General features: G+C 43.1%; 23 protein-coding genes and 1 other RNA gene. 13 read left to right on the forward strand and 11 right to left on the reverse strand.

The genetic code is table 11. From position 1 onward, the window contains the following. From APB76_RS16600 to APB76_RS23495, 3 genes are all read left to right on the forward strand, one after another. Positions 1–2,386 (forward strand): T6SS effector antibacterial DNase (locus tag APB76_RS16600; RefSeq protein WP_064429714.1); only part of this gene is annotated, 2,386 nt, incomplete at its 5' end. Between the two features lies 1 nt (position 2,387). Further along, on the forward strand, positions 2,388–2,666 hold the full coding sequence (locus APB76_RS16605) for a bacteriocin immunity protein (protein ID WP_054961230.1): 279 nt from the start codon (positions 2,388–2,390) through the stop codon (positions 2,664–2,666). Positions 2,667–2,817: 151 nt separating this feature from the next. Beyond that, entirely contained in the window at positions 2,818–2,952 is a 135-nt protein-coding gene (locus APB76_RS23495) for a bacteriocin immunity protein (RefSeq protein WP_330220430.1), read from the forward strand. A gap of 107 nt (positions 2,953–3,059) precedes the next feature. Here APB76_RS23495 and APB76_RS16615 read toward each other — a convergent pair whose 3' ends face one another. The 8 genes from APB76_RS16615 to radC all read right to left on the reverse strand — a co-directional run bounded on the left by APB76_RS16615 (position 3,060) and on the right by radC (position 6,483). Next, positions 3,060–3,296: a hypothetical protein gene (locus APB76_RS16615; protein WP_157633214.1), complete on the reverse strand. Its 237-nt coding sequence runs from the start codon at positions 3,294–3,296 to the stop codon at positions 3,060–3,062. 27 nt (positions 3,297–3,323) lie between these two features. After that, the gene (locus APB76_RS16620; RefSeq protein ID WP_054961231.1) at positions 3,324–3,584 is read right to left on the reverse strand and encodes a hypothetical protein; all 261 of its coding nucleotides are present in this window, start codon (positions 3,582–3,584) and stop codon (positions 3,324–3,326) included. A gap of 55 nt (positions 3,585–3,639) precedes the next feature. Next, a complete protein-coding gene (locus tag APB76_RS16625) occupies positions 3,640–3,999 on the reverse strand; it encodes a hypothetical protein (protein ID WP_054961232.1) in 360 nt (119 codons plus the stop codon). 23 nt (positions 4,000–4,022) lie between these two features. Beyond that, entirely contained in the window at positions 4,023–4,763 is a 741-nt protein-coding gene (locus APB76_RS16630) for a hypothetical protein (RefSeq protein ID WP_054961233.1), read from the reverse strand. 139 nt (positions 4,764–4,902) lie between these two features. Next, positions 4,903–5,079 carry a hypothetical protein gene (locus APB76_RS23000; protein ID WP_157633215.1) on the reverse strand — a complete coding sequence of 59 codons (177 nt, stop codon included), beginning with the start codon at positions 5,077–5,079 and terminating at the stop codon, positions 4,903–4,905. 3 nt (positions 5,080–5,082) lie between these two features. Next, entirely contained in the window at positions 5,083–5,526 is a 444-nt protein-coding gene (locus APB76_RS16635; RefSeq protein WP_054961234.1) for a DUF2787 domain-containing protein, read from the reverse strand. 49 nt (positions 5,527–5,575) lie between these two features. Next, positions 5,576–6,013, reverse strand: a complete 438-nt coding sequence (locus APB76_RS16640; RefSeq protein WP_054961235.1) for a DUF2787 domain-containing protein — start codon at positions 6,011–6,013, stop codon at positions 5,576–5,578. Then, positions 6,010–6,483 carry a RadC family protein gene (radC, locus tag APB76_RS16645; RefSeq protein WP_054961236.1) on the reverse strand — a complete coding sequence of 158 codons (474 nt, stop codon included), beginning with the start codon at positions 6,481–6,483 and terminating at the stop codon, positions 6,010–6,012. The genes APB76_RS16640 and radC overlap by 4 nt, the downstream gene beginning before the upstream one ends. A gap of 317 nt (positions 6,484–6,800) precedes the next feature. Here radC and APB76_RS16650 point away from each other — a divergent pair, with 317 nt between their 5' ends. From APB76_RS16650 to APB76_RS16695, 10 genes are all read left to right on the forward strand, one after another. Next, positions 6,801–7,814, forward strand: a complete 1,014-nt coding sequence (locus APB76_RS16650; protein ID WP_054961237.1) for a hypothetical protein — start codon at positions 6,801–6,803, stop codon at positions 7,812–7,814. A 599-nt stretch (positions 7,815–8,413) separates the two neighbouring features. Then, a complete protein-coding gene (locus tag APB76_RS16655; RefSeq protein ID WP_157633217.1) occupies positions 8,414–8,944 on the forward strand; it encodes a hypothetical protein in 531 nt (176 codons plus the stop codon). Next, positions 8,944–9,198: a J domain-containing protein gene (locus tag APB76_RS16660; protein ID WP_054961239.1), complete on the forward strand. Its 255-nt coding sequence runs from the start codon at positions 8,944–8,946 to the stop codon at positions 9,196–9,198. The genes APB76_RS16655 and APB76_RS16660 overlap by 1 nt, the downstream gene beginning before the upstream one ends. Next, the gene (locus tag APB76_RS16665; protein WP_054961240.1) at positions 9,188–10,312 is read left to right on the forward strand and encodes a HesA/MoeB/ThiF family protein; all 1,125 of its coding nucleotides are present in this window, start codon (positions 9,188–9,190) and stop codon (positions 10,310–10,312) included. The genes APB76_RS16660 and APB76_RS16665 overlap by 11 nt, the downstream gene beginning before the upstream one ends. Beyond that, the gene (locus tag APB76_RS16670) at positions 10,312–10,563 is read left to right on the forward strand and encodes a ubiquitin family protein (protein WP_054961241.1); all 252 of its coding nucleotides are present in this window, start codon (positions 10,312–10,314) and stop codon (positions 10,561–10,563) included. Before APB76_RS16665 ends, APB76_RS16670 begins: the two co-directional genes overlap by 1 nt. Positions 10,564–10,569: 6 nt before the next feature. After that, positions 10,570–11,196, forward strand: coding sequence for a ubiquitin-conjugating enzyme E2 variant (locus tag APB76_RS16675; RefSeq protein WP_054961242.1), 627 nt, complete (start codon positions 10,570–10,572; stop codon positions 11,194–11,196). Then, entirely contained in the window at positions 11,193–11,759 is a 567-nt protein-coding gene (locus APB76_RS16680) for a Mov34/MPN/PAD-1 family protein (RefSeq protein WP_054961243.1), read from the forward strand. Before APB76_RS16675 ends, APB76_RS16680 begins: the two co-directional genes overlap by 4 nt. A gap of 45 nt (positions 11,760–11,804) precedes the next feature. Next, the gene (locus APB76_RS16685) at positions 11,805–12,068 is read left to right on the forward strand and encodes a hypothetical protein (protein ID WP_054961244.1); all 264 of its coding nucleotides are present in this window, start codon (positions 11,805–11,807) and stop codon (positions 12,066–12,068) included. 209 nt (positions 12,069–12,277) lie between these two features. Then, positions 12,278–12,853: a hypothetical protein gene (locus APB76_RS16690; protein ID WP_054961245.1), complete on the forward strand. Its 576-nt coding sequence runs from the start codon at positions 12,278–12,280 to the stop codon at positions 12,851–12,853. Further along, the gene (locus APB76_RS16695; RefSeq protein WP_054961246.1) at positions 12,828–13,661 is read left to right on the forward strand and encodes a hypothetical protein; all 834 of its coding nucleotides are present in this window, start codon (positions 12,828–12,830) and stop codon (positions 13,659–13,661) included. Before APB76_RS16690 ends, APB76_RS16695 begins: the two co-directional genes overlap by 26 nt. Here the strand turns inward: APB76_RS16695 and APB76_RS16700 are convergent. The 3 genes from APB76_RS16700 to smpB form a co-directional block, all read right to left on the reverse strand. After that, positions 13,658–14,896 (reverse strand): integrase domain-containing protein, encoded by a 1,239-nt coding sequence (locus APB76_RS16700; RefSeq protein WP_054961247.1) that lies wholly within the window; start codon positions 14,894–14,896, stop codon positions 13,658–13,660. The two genes, APB76_RS16695 and APB76_RS16700, sit on opposite strands and share 4 nt — an antisense overlap. A gap of 165 nt (positions 14,897–15,061) precedes the next feature. Next, positions 15,062–15,428, reverse strand: a transfer-messenger RNA (tmRNA) gene (gene ssrA / locus APB76_RS16705). 66 nt (positions 15,429–15,494) lie between these two features. Beyond that, entirely contained in the window at positions 15,495–15,980 is a 486-nt protein-coding gene (gene smpB / locus APB76_RS16710; RefSeq protein ID WP_054961248.1) for an SsrA-binding protein SmpB, read from the reverse strand. Between the last annotated feature and the right edge of the window lie 42 nt (positions 15,981–16,022).

The following is a 16,022-nucleotide window of genomic DNA, read 5'->3' on the forward strand; positions in this document are numbered from 1 at the left end:
TCGCGGCATGAGTTTCTCTCGCTTTATGGACAAACTCAAAAGTGGTGAATTGGCCCTGTTGACGGACACACCATCTAAGCCAGTGATGCTCAGAGATGGAATGAGTAAATCGTGGAGCTTGTCTGCTGAAGGACAAGAGGCACTGTCACCGGAAGCAAAAAATGCCTTTCTCTCTAGAGCGAAGATGTCTGGTGGAGTAGCTGGCGGTTCTGCCCCAAGCCGAAGTTCCGCTGGTTATGCGTCTAACATTGACGAAACTTATGTTCCAGAGCCTGTTAAGCCTGATACCTCTGATGCACCACCTAAGCTCAAATATGAATATTGTTTTGAGGTCGCTTGTTCCGATGAGACGTTAAGAAAAAGCGTAGGCTGTGCATTTCAACTGGGCAAGACTAAGCAAGAAGCTATGATTGGTCGCTGGCAGACGGATCTCACTGAAAACGGTACTAAATACATCGCTCATACTGCCTTTGATGAGCCGAAAAAATTGTTTGCTAAAGTGGCAGACAGCTTAATGGGTATCAGTGTGCCTGAAAGTGTGCAGGTCAAGCCGATAGGCTCAGGTATAGTGAGGGAGGCTTTCATTCCAGTTATCCCATCAGTGCAGCTAGGGGAGCGTTTGGGACTGCCAACGGAAGGTTACTACTACCACTTTCATAACGACCGGTTAGTTCAAGAATACAGGCTGCTTGGTGAGGGCAAGTGGGCGTTCTATGCCACATGCTCCACTCATGAACGATTGAATGATGAACAGGGTTACAATGTCTACCAAAGTGCCATTCTGGTGTACTGGAAGCTCGAAGGTAAAGAGATTGAAAATCAACATCTGATTTACTTAGAAAAACAGATTACCCGAGAAGAGCTTGATAACCTTAATGAGGGTTGGTTGGCTCAGCATGGTATCAAGCTTGATATCAACGAACTGCTAGCAGCACCTAAACAACCTGTCGCGGAAAGGCAAACCACTCAACCCGCGGAAACGGAGAAAGCAGAGAGCAAACCAGAAACGCATACCGTTGGAGCTGACTCCAAAACCAATCAACGGGAATCATGGGGAGCTATTGCAGGGCAATATGGTTTGTCAGCTAAACAACTACTTGGTTTGAATCCTCAGTACAATGCTGACCCGATGACATTGAAGGTTGGTGATTCACTTGTTGTTCAACGAGCGGAGCAAGGGCAGAATTCTCCAGAAAAAGAAACGTCGTTACCTCCGCTTTCCCCTTGCACTTATAGTTGTGTGGCGAATACTCATTATGCTTACTCGGAATCGCTCTTAGCAGGAACGCCATTTAAGGCAATAAACAGTGAAAATCTATTCGCGAAAGAATTGCCCGTTACAAACTTAACGACCATCACAACCGATTCTAAAGCTACGGATTTTGGTAGAGCAGCATTACTTGCGATTCCAGCGCATACAGCGACGACGAACCTTGGCATTCTGAGCTCTAGTACGCCCAATACTATCGGGACATGGTCGATTTCAGGAGAAGCGTTAGCGGGCTTTGCTCGAATGGGTGGCTTTTTAGTTGCGGCCTTATGGCCTTCTCAGCTTGGGGATGGAACCTTAGAGGGCAATCCTAATGTTTCTACTAGTGACACCACAGCGATGCGCGTACGTTTCAATATGTACACGGATGAAAATGGCAAACAGCAAGTGGTCGGCATCAAAACGGGTGAAGGTAGTGCGTACGGTGATCGCGTTGCGAAACGTGAGGCGCTGCAACAAGGACAAAACTTTGTTGCGGAGTTGGACAGTGGTATTACTATAACGTGGACGCCTGATGGTTCAACAGATGTGCTGACACCCGATACCGTATTGCCTGAAAATGATCAGCTCGATGTTCACAATATTTGGGTTCGTCCTATCGAAGAACATCAACAAGAGATAGGCACGGCTCTCTATCCCGAGGAGGATCTTGCTGAGTATATTGTGACTTTCCCAGCGGATGCAGGGATCCCTCCTCTCTACCTAGTCTTCCGGAAAACTGCACGTGATGAATCTGGGGTGGTAACGGGGAATGGTGAAGATATAACAGGCATATGGTTAGAGAAAGCAGGAGAAGGACTTGGAGCTCCTATTCCATCTCAGGTCGCTGATAAGCTTAGAGGTAAAGAGTTCAGTAGTTTTGATGCGTTTAGAGAAGCGTTTTGGAGTGCGGTTGCAGAAGATTCGTCTCTTTTAAGTCAATTTAGTCGCTCTAATCAAAGACTAATTAATAGGGGGTGTGCTCCATTCACATTCCCAGAAGAGCAAGTCGGTGGAAGACAAAGATATGAAGTTCACCACAAAGAAGAAATACAGCACGGTGGCAAAGTATACGATGTAGAGAATCTGTGCGTTGTAACACCTAAAAGACATATAGATATACATAGAGGCTCGTAATATGGAATTGAAAGATCAACTGCAAGACTATACTGAATCCGAGTTTTATCGATTACTTGAAGATTTTTTTGAAGACACTGATACAAATGATTTACCAAATACTGAATACGATAAGCATATCTCGAAGTTAGCAGAACATTTTGCAAATATCGTTGACCATCCTGAAGGAAATGGGTTGATATTCCATCCAGTTGCAGGAAGAGAAGACTCACCTCGTGGTGTTATCGAAGAAATAAAGAATTGGTATAAAGCACAGGGAAAACAGTGTTTTAAGAATTGAAAAGGACTATAGGAATGAGGTGCTTGATTGTGCAGTTAAAGTTTTCGATATCCAATTACACCGAAGTTGAATTTTTGGATTTATTGAAGAAAATAACTAAAGCTGACGCGCCAAGTGGAAAGCTCTCGATGATCTAGTTGACGATTTTGAGGTGATCACTCAGCATCCTGAAGGTTCAGACCTGATTTATTACTCTGAGAACCCTGAAGATGGAACGCCAGAAAATATTGTTAGAATCGTCAAAGAGTGGAGCTTGTTGCAGGGCTTACCTTACTTTAAGACTTAAGTTGCTTTTTAACAGATAACATATACTTTCAAACTGATGCATTGAGACAAAAAAAGAATGGGGAGCGTAATTGCTCCCCATTGTCGTTTTTACCGTTGCTCGTGGTATCACTTTTCTTTGATTGCTTTACAGCCAGCAGGAACGGTTATAGTCGATGCGTCCTTACCTGCTTCTTGCGCCGTTTTTACATCTATTTTGTATTGAGTGCATTTGCCTACACTGACGTTGACTGCACTTGTTTCTACAGACGGGTTACCTCCTAATGCTCCCCCTCCCTGAGCGAAAACAAAAGGCGTGATTAGAGTTGCAAGTAGAACGAGAATGTTCGTTGTAGTGTGACTCATGGTATTTCTCTCCTAGTGATTTTCAGATTAATCGGAGGTTGACTCGGTTATAGGCTGGCACTGGGTGACATCGGATACTTGTCCGTTCAACTTGCCGCACACATCGGCAGTCCAGTGCAGCAATACGCCAGCAACGAGGGTGGATTGTGGGCCTTGTTTACCATTCCACTGCTTTTCTAAATATTCCTTAGAGACGTTAGGTGCACCGCCAAGTGCAGCGGTGGCCATAGATGAAGTGGTTATTGAGGCTGCGACTAGAGTTGCCAAAAGGAGTCGGTTTAGATTCATGGTGTGTTCCTTATTGAGTAGAAGGTTTGTGCTATCAAAGTTGAACTGTCTAGAGTTAGAAGGTGTAGACAAAGGTGCCAGCACTGGAAGTGACTTCTATTTCTTTCACGCTGTCTACGGTGCAGTTATTACTGTATCCGGTGTAGGTTTCACCGAACTTCAATTGAACGTTTCTAGAGAGCTCTGAGGCTGTACCAGCGGGTAGGCGACAGTTGCCTCGATTGACAGTGACATTGCTTATTACTGTACTGTCTGTGATAGCTTGAACATCAAAGACGAGTGTTCCCCAATGTGAGTTGGTGGATATCGACACTTCAATATCGGCAGTGACGGTTGGTGCTTCTTCTTGCTCGCTGCAAGCAGTGACACCTAAAAGTATTAGGGTTATCACGATGGTTCGAATTAGTGGGTTCATAGGTATCTCTCCGTAGTGGTGAGTTAAATTTGGGATGCACGGATTTCAGCGTGTTCACGCATGAACTGCTCTAGGTTGAAATCAGTGGGATAGATAAAAGAAAACGTCGATACACTGGCTTCATCAATCAGAGGTAGGGTTAGGGTGCGTATCGTGGGTTGACCGGATAATCGAAAAAGCAGCAAGAGCGCGTCACATTGAACCGAGAGTCCCAATGGCTCGATGAGCGCTTTCTCTTGCTGCAAAACTTGACTCGATATGTTGAGCATACGGTTGTTGAGTAATGCTGTTTGTACCGCATTCAATACTTGCCGCTGCTCATGACTCCATTCACAAATATTGGGCAGTGACACATGGACTTTAGCTAACCATGCTTGCTCTTTTGAATACGCTGAACCCTTGTAGGGTAAGGGTTTATCTCTCTCCGAGGAGCGACCTTGTCCATAATTCAGTGCATCGGGAACAAGCGGCAGTAAGTACTTATTCGTCAGTTGCCAATAAAGCATCTCCTGCTTGTTGAGCTTCAGTAATTGCTCTGAAGTTTTCCGATAAACATGGGGCATGCTCATCGAATCACACTCCACGTTAAACACCTCAACAATGACTTCATCGAGATAGCGTTTAATGCTGCGCGTGGTGCGGTGGATATCGAGTTGGGCTAACTGTTGCTGCAACTCCCTAACGGTAATCCAACGATGTTGAGGAATAAGCATCAGCGTGTGCAGCAAAGCGGATAACCCTTCAATGCTGGTTTTATTGCTCATGACTACGCTCTCAATACATCAAAGCTCCAAGACCGGAGGTGGACATTTAATGTCGGGAGAGTAGAGGTAAGTCAGACACATAATGTCCAACGGTGAAAACAGCATCAATCGGCAACACGAAAGCGTGAGCTGATTAACATTAACGAGGCTTATGCTTATCACTGAACTCTGCAATGGCTGCCAATAATCCAACCAACAGCACCACCAGAAAGCCTAACGTCGTTAGAGTTCCCATAGCGCCAAAGAAAGGAGAGAGGGTAAACAAAGTAATAAGAGCGGTGACAAGCTTAATGGTGTTAAGGAGAAGGGAAGTCATGAACTATTGCGGAGTGACGGTTATGTCGTTGTAGGCGTCCGTATCGACATAAGCAAGAAAGTTACACTCCCACAATTGATAGAGCTCTTTGGCATCACGGCTACCCTGCATTGGCAGCCAACCACGATAAGCCACAAAGAACTGTCCAACCCGAAAATCAAAATCTAAATTTCGCTCTAGTTCAGGGTAATGGTTCCCCATATAGGCAAAGTCGGTGATGTACTCAATGCTCCATTCTCCTGTTGAGGTGTGGCAAATCGCAATCTCAACCGGATGGAAGCCACCAGCATCAGCGCTATAACTTTTATCGCGAAAGTTGAATACCAGATAACGGCTGGTGGTCAGTGCTTCATTACTCAGCAAATGAACGGTGAGCTGTTCACTTAGCAGTGTGTGCAGTTTCTTGGATACAGGTAGTGATGATGTTGTGAAGGTTAATTTGGACATAGTGAGTCCTCCTTGTTTCAGGATTCAAATAAGAAATGAGAGAGTGGATTCAGTTGAACGTACCGACCATCGTCAGTTGCACGTCATCAAAGACGTTTCGAGAAAGGTGACGAGCAAAGGCTTTCATCCAGACCGAGAGTAACTCTTGTACTTCTGGGTGGGACAAATCCGTGCTCCCTACATCGGGTTGATAGCACCAGCGATTAGCCAGGTGAAAGTACAGCTCAGGCTCAACAGTTGTGCTGTGGTCATCGGGATAAGAGAAGTTGGCAAAGAACACCACCAGCCAAGGGCTAGAGGCTGACTCTCGTTTAAGTTGTACCTCTATCGGATGTAAACCTTGTCGATGTCGGTAGTAACTCATTTGGCGGCAGTTCAGAACGAGTCTCTCGGCGTTCTCTGGGAGAGTGTATCTATTCAAAAGTGCTTCCAATGACGCATATAAAGCATCATCAATGCACAGTTCTCCGTAATGTTGTTCAATCACAACCACCCCCTTTCAGCAAATGAGGTGCAGATATCACCCGTTACGATGTGGTCCAATACACGGACATCCACCAGTGCGAGCGCGTCTTTGAGTCTTTCGGTTATCCGTCTATCGGCTTGGGAGGGGGTGGAATCTCCAGATGGATGGTTATGCGCAAATATCACCGCTGCGGCATTCACATCTAGTACCGCTTTCACCACTTCACGAGGGTAGACGCTGGCCGCATCTACGGTGCCATGAAACAGCTCTTTAAATTCAATCAGTCGGTTTTGGTTATCCAGCAGCAATAAGGCAAATACTTCACGCTCATAGCTGCCTAGCTTACAGCGAACGTACTCTTTAGTGGCTTCGGGTTTGGTTAGGGCATCACCACGCACGTAGCGGTTAGCTAGTATCTCAGCGGCATGCTCTAGGATTTCATTCTCCTGATAGCGTTGCTGCTTTTGGTAATCGGAAGTTTTTGGATTCATTTCAGGCTCCTGTCGGATTCAATGATGGGGTTTCACATTGATGACATATGCCTGAAAACTTTTGGATTTCATGTTGGTTGTAAAGAAAGGTTGTTTAGCTGGGTGTAAGGTGAACATTTCGAGTGCTCGGTGAGGCTACTCTATTCAATCATGGCTAAGCCCTTGGATTTCTTACGAGTCTTTTTACACAATATATTGGATATGGGCGCTTGGACAAGTGAAAGGCTGATTCTGCGTGGTAGCATGTCTCTAAATTAACGACTCAGACGCATATACGTTCGTTTTCGAGTGTATCGATATAAGGTTTAGCGTGACATATGAATTTGAGAGAAAGTATCTTTTGCCATGAAATGTTTCTTGCTTCTAATGTAAGTTCTAGTTGCAGTTACGGTTCTAGTCATATACGACAAATAGAAGAAACTTGGGATTTCGAAGACGACGAGTTTTACGATGAAATCAAGAGCCTTGAAATGGAAGGCTTGATAAGAAAAGATGGGGATCATGAATGTTTTCAGGCAACGAAACAAGGACTCATTGCCCGAGAGAAAAGTTACCAAGAGAGAGGGCTGCGTCATCCTGTTCTACAATCTCAAACAGATAGCATTTCGGACATGATTATCGCACTAATGTCGAGCAATGAAAGAATAGGAATTGAGGCATTAGAGTATACAGAATTTGACTTGAATGCAGTTAATATTTACTTGTGGAAACTGTCTGAGAAAGAGATTGATTCGGCGGTTAAGTACTTATTAGATAATCAATTTATAGAGAAGGAAGCGTTTGGCTTTTATGATGGGAATTACCATCACCTCACAGCTAAAGGCCGTAGGTATTATGCGAAAACAGTTACAGGTCTTCTCAATATATCATCTCCTCGTACTATTTTAAGCGCGGTGCCGGATTGTGTTGAGCCTCCAGCTTTCACTGGTGATTATGCGGAAAACTTAGTCTATCGTTGGAATGAGGCAGAAAAATGCAGAGATGCAGCTGCTTGGTTATCTGCCACAACTATGTATGGTTCAATTTTGGAAACAGTGTTGATTTCTGTTTTACAAGCGAGAGAAGAGGATGCATATGCCTCCAGTCATTCACCAAAAAGAAGAACTCCAATAGAGCGGTGGAGGCTGGATGATATGCTAAAGGTGGCTAACTGCATTGGCATCATCGATAACACATTAGCAGGGTATGGGAATGTGTTGCGAGATGCTCGTAACTTAATACATCCTTCGAAACAGATTAAGGAAGCCAGCTACCCAGATAAAGAAAGTGCAAAAATTGCGGCTGAAGTTGTGCGGGCTATAGTGGCAAAAACCACGCAGTTGTATGTTTAAACACAGTGTATAGAGCTCAAATAGGTTTATGGGCTCTTTGGAGTTATTACGCTTAAACTGAACCTATGTCCTGAAAGCTAGGGCTACAACATAAAAAAAGTAAGCGCTGACTTTTGCGAATAATCATTAATGTGCCTTTCATTTTGGATAAATAGACATAGTTGTTCAACTGGCAACCTAAATCATCAGAAATATGAACTTTAGTTTACTGAAACTTGATCAATCAATAAGTAATCTACACCTTCCTATCTTAAACTCTATACCCTAATTAAAGTAAAGGTTTGTTTTTTGCGAGGAATGGTGTCGCTTTGGAGTTTTTGATTTTTATTGGTGTTTGTTGGTTGCTTTCCAAGCTATTTAGTGGGACTAAATCTAGCTCATCAACAGCTAACTCCACAAGGAATACTAGAAATACACGTAACTCTTCTCATCGAGATACCACCTCGACTCCATTACAAAAGAAGCCAAGTACTCCCCCTCAGTCTTATAGACCGACAGCAAGAACGTCTTCTGTTACAAATAGGCCTGCTATCAGATTTTCGGAAGGGTCGAGCGGTTTTGATGTTGCTAGTACGAGTTTAAACAGTAGTAGCTCTGGAGTGGCCAACGTCGATCTCTCCGGATTGCATGATGCATTCACAGGAGCCCCATTAGACAAAAACTTGGGACTGCACCAGTGTCAGCGTTGTAAGGTATTTTATCACTCTGAGAGTGTTACAGTTCTTAAAGAGGCGAATGCTGGTCAATGTGTAGCATGTCCATCTACACAAATCCGAGCTGTTAATGTTGGGCAAGAGAAAAAGTCTGGTCGAGATTACACTCCTGAAGTTATTACGTTAAGTAATTACAGGGAGCACGTAGGCTCTGTAGTAACGTTTGAAGCGAAGGTTATTGAAGTGAAGGAGAGTCGTCGAGGAAGTGATTTTGCTGTGATGTTCGAGCGCAAGTCATGGACCCAAGGTTTTAAACTCGTATTTTTCCGCAGAGCAGTAACAAAAGTGGGTGGTAAACCTTATATTTCTAGCTTAGGTGGTAAGACTGTCAAAGTGCGAGGTTTAGTCGTAAATCATCCTAAATATGGCTATCAGATTATTGTATCTGAAAAATCAATGATATTGGGTGCACGTTGATGAAGTGGACAGATATAAGCACGACGCAACGCGGTTATAGAGGTGAGTTAGAGGTTCTCGAAGGCCAAACTCCCCATGAACGTTTAGGAATTTCAACAACTGCAACTTTAAGTGAAGCTAAGAAAGCATATAAAGAGAAAGTGAAGCTATATCACCCTGACCGTACCGATGATTTTATGTCTCAATACAGCTCAGAAGTGGTGAAGCTATTAAATGATGCGATAAAAAGGATCAAAAAGGCACATGGAAAGTAAAAGTGGAAGGTATCAAAGGCATGAGTTGATTGATTGGTTCCCTCAGCAAGCAGTACATGAGGCGAAAGTTGCAGTAGTTGGTTGTGGGGCTGTCGGAAACGAAGTTGCTAAGAACTTGGCGTTGTTGGGAGTAGGTCACATCGACTTGTATGATTTCGACACCATAGAAATCCATAACCTAACAAAAAGCGTTCTTTTTCGAGAGGAGGATGTTGGAGATAAAAAGGTTACCGTTGCTAGAAAAAGGCTCATAGAGCTAGAGCCAAACCTTTCTGTGAACGCTTTTCACGGAGACGCATGGGAACTATTGCGTTTCGCGCAATTAGAGAGCTATTCGTGTGTCTTGTGTTGTGTCGATAACTTTGAGGCCAGAATCAAACTTAACCAGTTATGCTTACTTTCTGGCACACCACTGATTAATACGGGCATAGATAGTAAACACTGCCAAATTGAGGCGTATCCTTTCGGAAAGGATAACCAAAATGCATGCTATGAGTGCTCTTTACCACTGTCAGTCTATGAAAGAGTGCAGGAAAGGTATTCTTGTGGTTGGTTGAAGAAAGTCGCTTTTGAAGAGAAAAAGATACCTACGACAATTTTAACGTCGAGTATAACTGGTAGTTTTGCCGCTTCTTTAGCGATGAGTTTCATCAAAGGTGATTTTAACAGCAACGCTACACGTATACTTCAAAACTCTACAACTGGACATTCTTCTTTATCAACTTTGCAGAGAAGTGATCATTGTCCATGCTGCTCAGAAGTTTCAGATACTCCGCACATAACTTCAAGCGGGAGGAGTATTCTAAAATTGGGCGGTAATTTGGGAGACAATTATGACGCATTGGTGACAAGTAGCGAACCAATTATTGTATCAGCTGAATGTTCGTTATGTGGTTTGAAAAACAATTCAGTAGTATTCACGAGGGCTGCTGATTCTGATTCTAGTCTTATGTGGTGTGCAGACTGCAAAGCAGAGTCTGTCTTAGTTGATATCAAAGACCACTTTACGATACAGGAGCTAAAAGAAAATTACCTTAATAAATCTTTCCCAGGGAAATTTGTACAAATGCAAGTTCATGGGAAAATAGTAGTTATTGAATTGAGGGACAATTAATGTCTGAAGTTAAAGTAATCATCCGAACCGCAGATCAAACTCGCAAAGCGGAAGTTGTATTAGATTTATCTAACACTGGAGCTGATGTTATCCAAGCGTCTGTAGATAATTGGTCACTTCCTGTTGATACTGATTATAGCTTAGTAAGCACTAACAGCGGCAAGACACTTACACCATCATCGACACTTAGTAGTGCCGAAATTAAGGATGGAGATATTCTAGAGGTTCAACCAGTTTTAGTTGCAGGGTGATAAAGAATGAGTGCATTTGCTACAAGGGTTCAGGAGGACCTAAGAAAGTTAGACGTTTTAAGTCGCGAAACGGGCGGAAAAGTAAAAGTTGTATCGAAAACGGGAAGCCCTGTAAGGGAGCTTCTTATTGAACTCGCATACCCTACGGCAGGTTCTAGTAGTTTTCCAAGTACAGTCCAACATAGGACGACTGTTAAGATTGAGCTTTTAAGCCGATATCCTTTCCAAGAGCCGAGTGCAAAAATTACTACGCCAATCTACCACCCAAATGTGTACACATCAGGACAGATCTGTTTTGGCACCAAGTGGTTGCCCTCTCAAAGCCTAGACTTGTTGGTGAAGCGCATAATTAAAATAATTACTTTTGATGAGAGTATTCTGAATGAGTCTTCTCCTGCCAATGGAGCAGCATTGAGCTGGTATCGCATCGCCGTAGCTCAATACCCGAATAGTTTCCCTACAACTAAATTAGGCTATGAGCAACAGGCGAAGAAGACAATGTCATGGAATAACGTCGAAACAAAAGTAGTGGTTAATTGCACACATTGTGAAACCTCTTTGCGCTTACCAAGTGGTCAGAAAGGAAATGTTAATTGCCCTCGTTGTAGAAAAGGATTCTATGTTGAGACATGAAATGGACAGATAAAAAACCTGATATCTATGCAAAGCCAATAACACAGGCCTTTTCTGAAGTACCTGTGCTATCACTATTGGAGATATTGTCTAGTAGCATAGAAGCCCCACATGTCTTCATTTCGGATACGGTTAAAAAGCAAATTATCGAACATATAACTGAAAACGAAACTGAGTCGGGAGGGTTGCTTCTTGGAGAAGTACTAAGCGTAGATAATTTGGAGTCAGGTGTAGTTGCTGTACACGTAACAAAATCGATTCCGAGCGAAGATTTTGATGCTACGAGTGTCTCTTTATGTATGGGAACGGCAGTGTGGGATACCGCTCGACGGCATACCACAAAGAGCAATTTCGTAGTTGGGTGGTATCACAGTCATCCTAATTTAGGTGCATTTTTTAGTGGTACAGATCGTCAAACTCAGGCAGCATTTTTCAATAAAAGTTATCATCTCGGGCTTGTTATTGATCCGATACGAGATGAAGAATGTTGGTTTGTTAGCGGAGAGTCTTCTCCAGTACCTCTCACTCATGTTTGGAGTGGTTACAGCGAGTTATTAACTTAAGTCTAATATTCGGTGAGTGTGGCACTTTACTCCTTTGAGCTTGTAGTGGATTGGATTGGTGTCAGCTATGCGCCAATAGTCGGGCGAGCATTTGAAAAGGTATCTAGATTGGTGGACGGCTTTGAGTCACCTCAGGATCTAGAGCTTCTTGCAACAGTGCATTGGTTAAACAAGTATGAGCAAGCGAGAAATACTGATCAGGTAATTGAAGGTGTTCATTCTTGGAATACGAGAAAGCAGCAGCTCACAACACGGAAAATTGCTATCGCAGAGAAGGTCCTTGGCAATCAGCATTGCTTGAGTGCTTAATGTCTTACTGGTAAAACTGTTGTTAGGCAGTCAACGTTTTAGTTGCTTTTTTACGCTAGATACTGCTTCATTGCGGTCTCTTTTTATATACTCCTTAGTCTTTAATCCAAATGACCGCTTGTTAGCGTAAAAAACGATGAAGCAGTAAACATAAAACTAATGGAAAATTATATGCCTGTCGTCTTCAACAACAAAACTAAGGATTGATAATGATAAATACAATATATCGCCTGTTGTTGACGTTCAATGCTACGTCATTGTTAGTGATAATCTTCTTAGTACAGAAAACGTATACCTTGGGACATTTTTATCCCCAATGCCCATTTTTAGCTGAGATGCCTAATTTTGTGTCATATGTTGGGTATTTTTTGGTTCCTGTTTTATTGACGGGATTTAGTATCTTACTGAGCTCTTTACTCGGTCAGGATGATTTTAAACCACAAGAAATTAGTAGCATTGAGCATGCAAATAATAGCTTCCTTCCAAGTTATCTCGGATACTTTTTTGTGGCGCTGAGTGTGAGCAATTGGGAAACACTATGGTTTGTGTATGGAGTATTGTTTGTGTTCACATTTCTATCGCAAGCTTTGTATTTCAACCCGTTGTTCTTGCTTTTTGGTTTTGAGTTCTACAATATCAATACTAGAAATGGGACGTCTATCTTCTTGATAAGCAAATATAAATATAAGAAGCCTGTTGAGGTGGACGTCCCAGTGGCAAACCGAATTAACAATTACACGTTTATCGAGCGAGGTAGCAATGGATCACGTGTTGGCGAAGGTTAAAGGTTTACGTAAGAAGCCTTATTTTAAGCTTATATCCAATAATGGCTTGTTTGATGAGGTTCAAGTAGACGCTGCTACTTGTGTACCTTACGACCCAGATCATAACTTGGATGAAGATGCTTGGTTCAGTGTTGAAGGATTTAGCCAAAAAACATTTTGTCTTGATTTGCTAAAATCTCAATTTGACTCCAAGGATTATGACGATCTGAAAAAAGAGCAGTTTGGGAAGATTGGTTTTGTTTTTGCTATTCAAGGTGGAGACTTTTACTTTCAGAAGGTTACGCCATCCCTATTTATTCGTCGCAAAACACTTGTCTTTGGTGAAGCAGCAACAATTGAGGAGGATGCAAATCGGTTGGTTATCAACTCCGAACCTGACGCAGTTTATCTTACTCAATCAGATACGCTCATTTTTACCAACCTCGCGACGATTTCTAGCATTTTTAAGGGAATTGATGTCCTTTATAAAGAAGCCACGGATCAAGAGGTTGAGCAGTTTTTAGAAGAAGACTTCATTGAGTTAGCTGACGATTATAACTTGGCTAAGGTATCAAAGCCGAATAGAAAGCGTATTGCTCTAGCAATGGATACATTGAACGCAATGGAAACAGAAGAGCGTGACCAGATGCTTTCATATATTCACAGCTACTGTGACCAAAAGCTACGTTTTGATACTGATAATGGGAAATTTGAAATCAAAACGGATGATGAGTTGAAATATCTACTTTACGGTATTGAACAGCGTTTTTACACAACGCCTCTCAGTAAAGAAAGGCGTTTAGCAAACTCAGTTCAGTCGATGGATTAAATTACTTTCAATTGTTTAGTTCCAGTAACGGAGAGGCTGCCTTTGGCGGCCTCTTCTATATGCCCACTCCACCAGCACATCATTGGTTTTCTGCGTTCTAGGTAGTCTGTGCGGTTATAGGCACTGCGTACTTGGTTATCGTCAACGTGGGCCAATGATGCTTCGATTAAGTCACGGTCAAAGCCTTGCTCATTGAGTGTGGTACTCGCTAGCGAGCGTAAGCCGTGACTAACAAGCCTATTTCTGAACCCCATACGTTTTAGTGCCATATTTGCCGTTTGGCTGTTACACGGTTTTTTTGGATCTCGGTCTGAGGGGAAGATAAACTCTCTATGACCGCTAATTGGCCTGATTACTTCCAAAAGCGCCAGCATCTGCTCTGTGAGCGGTATGCGGTGCTCTCTCCTTTTTTTCATTCTCTCAGCAGGGATAATCCAGATGTTATTCTCCCAATCAATCTCATCCCATTTAGCACCAGATGCCTCGCTAGGACGAGTCATTGTGTGTAATTGCCACTCAAGTAAGCAACGAGTAGTACGCTTTATGCTGGCATTTGCGATAGCTGCCATTAGTTTCGGTAACTCGGCGGGAGTTAACGTAAGCATATTTTCTTTTTTCGGTTTTTTGAAAGCAGCACGGATACCAGTCAATGGGTTCGCTTTAATTAATCCGCAGTTAGCTGCATAGTTCATGATCTCATTGAGTCGTTGAGAGAGACGCTTGACTGTCTCCAAACTGCCTTTTGCTTCGATGGGCCTTAAGAGATCAATAATGAGAGGAGCATCTATATCTTTTACCGGTGTATTCGCTATTTGCGGAAGTATATGAAGTTCCAGAGAGCGCCAGATATCAACAGCATAGTCTGGAGTGACTTCATATTTTTTGATGTCAAACCAATCTTCAGAGACTTTAGCAAAGGTATGTTCGTAAACTTCTCTATGAGCAAGGTCTTGACGTTTTCGTTCTTCTAAAGGATCAATTCCTTGTGCTAGTAGCTCTTTAGCCTCCATTGCACTCTTACGTGCATTAGCAAGAGAAAGGTCAGGATACTTACCCAAACTCAAATTAGTTCGCCGCTTCTTGGTTGGGTGAGTGTAGTTGAGTAACCAAAGCTTGGAGCCGTTAGTTTTTACTCTCAAACGGAGTCCATCGCCATCGGAAAGCGCATACTCTTTCTCTTTTGGTTTGGCTGATTTGAGCTCTTTGTCCGTTAGTCTAGTAGTTGTTCTTGCCATAATTGGTACACCAAATTGATACACTAATATCAGTGTACCTTTTGATGTACCTAAAAATCAAAGATGCCTTTGGACGTAAGTGGATGTCGGAGTACGTTAAGTTATTGATTTTACATTATCGCTGGCACAAAAAAAGACGTCCTGAGACGTCTTTAGATGTTGAATTGGTGGAGCTGGCGGGAGTTGAACCCGCGTCCAAAAACCATTCATCATTGGTACTACATGCTTAGTCGATCTTTAAATTCACCAAGTACCTGCGAACCGACACGCTAGTAAATGACTATCCTGAATTATAATTCGCCGTTCATCTCTCAGGCGGGAGAATCCGGGCTAGCGCGTTTGGGTTTGATCTCTCGTTGGTCCCCGTCTTACGTGCGGAAGCTAGGGCGAGAGAGCTCTGAGCAGGTTATTAAGCTGCTAGTGCGTAGTTTTCGTCGTTTGCGACTATTTTTTTGCGGCTTTTTACGTGGCCAACCGCCCCACGGCATGCACCTCAGACTTCAAAATTCCTGTCGAATCCTAAATCAGCCCCAAGTGTTCCTCGCATAGTACCAGAAAAGCGTAGCCTGTCTATACTTGTGCGTTTAAGTGCTCAAGATTAACGCAATGAGCTCTTCATAACTCGTGCTTTTTCACGAGCCCAATCTTTTTCTTTAAGATCAGTACGTTTGTCGTGCAGCTTTTTACCTTTCGCTACACCAATTTTCATTTTAACCCATGAGCGTGACCAGTACAGTGATAGTGCTGCTAATGTCATACCTTCACGGTTGATGCGACCGAGTAGGTTGTCGAGTTCACGACGGCTCAGAAGGAGTTTTCGCACGCGCGTTGGGTTAGCAACGACGTGGGTAGATGCTTGATTAAGAGGAGTAATCGTCATACCACTGACAAAAGCTTCACCGTCACGCATGAAAACATAGCTTTCAGCGATATTTGCTTTGCCTTGACGAAGTGACTTAACTTCCCAGCCTTGTAGCTCAAGCCCAGCTTCAATTTCATCATCAATGAAGTATTCGTGGCGAGCTTTCTTGTTGACAGCGATGGTATTGCTACCCGCTTTTTGTTTTGATTTTTTCTTTGCCATAATGGCTGCATTATACGGTTAGGAGCTAAGTTAGGAAATCCC

Origin of the sequence: Vibrio bivalvicida (genome assembly GCF_001399455.2) — a bacterium.
GTDB lineage: Bacteria > Pseudomonadota > Gammaproteobacteria > Enterobacterales > Vibrionaceae > Vibrio > Vibrio bivalvicida.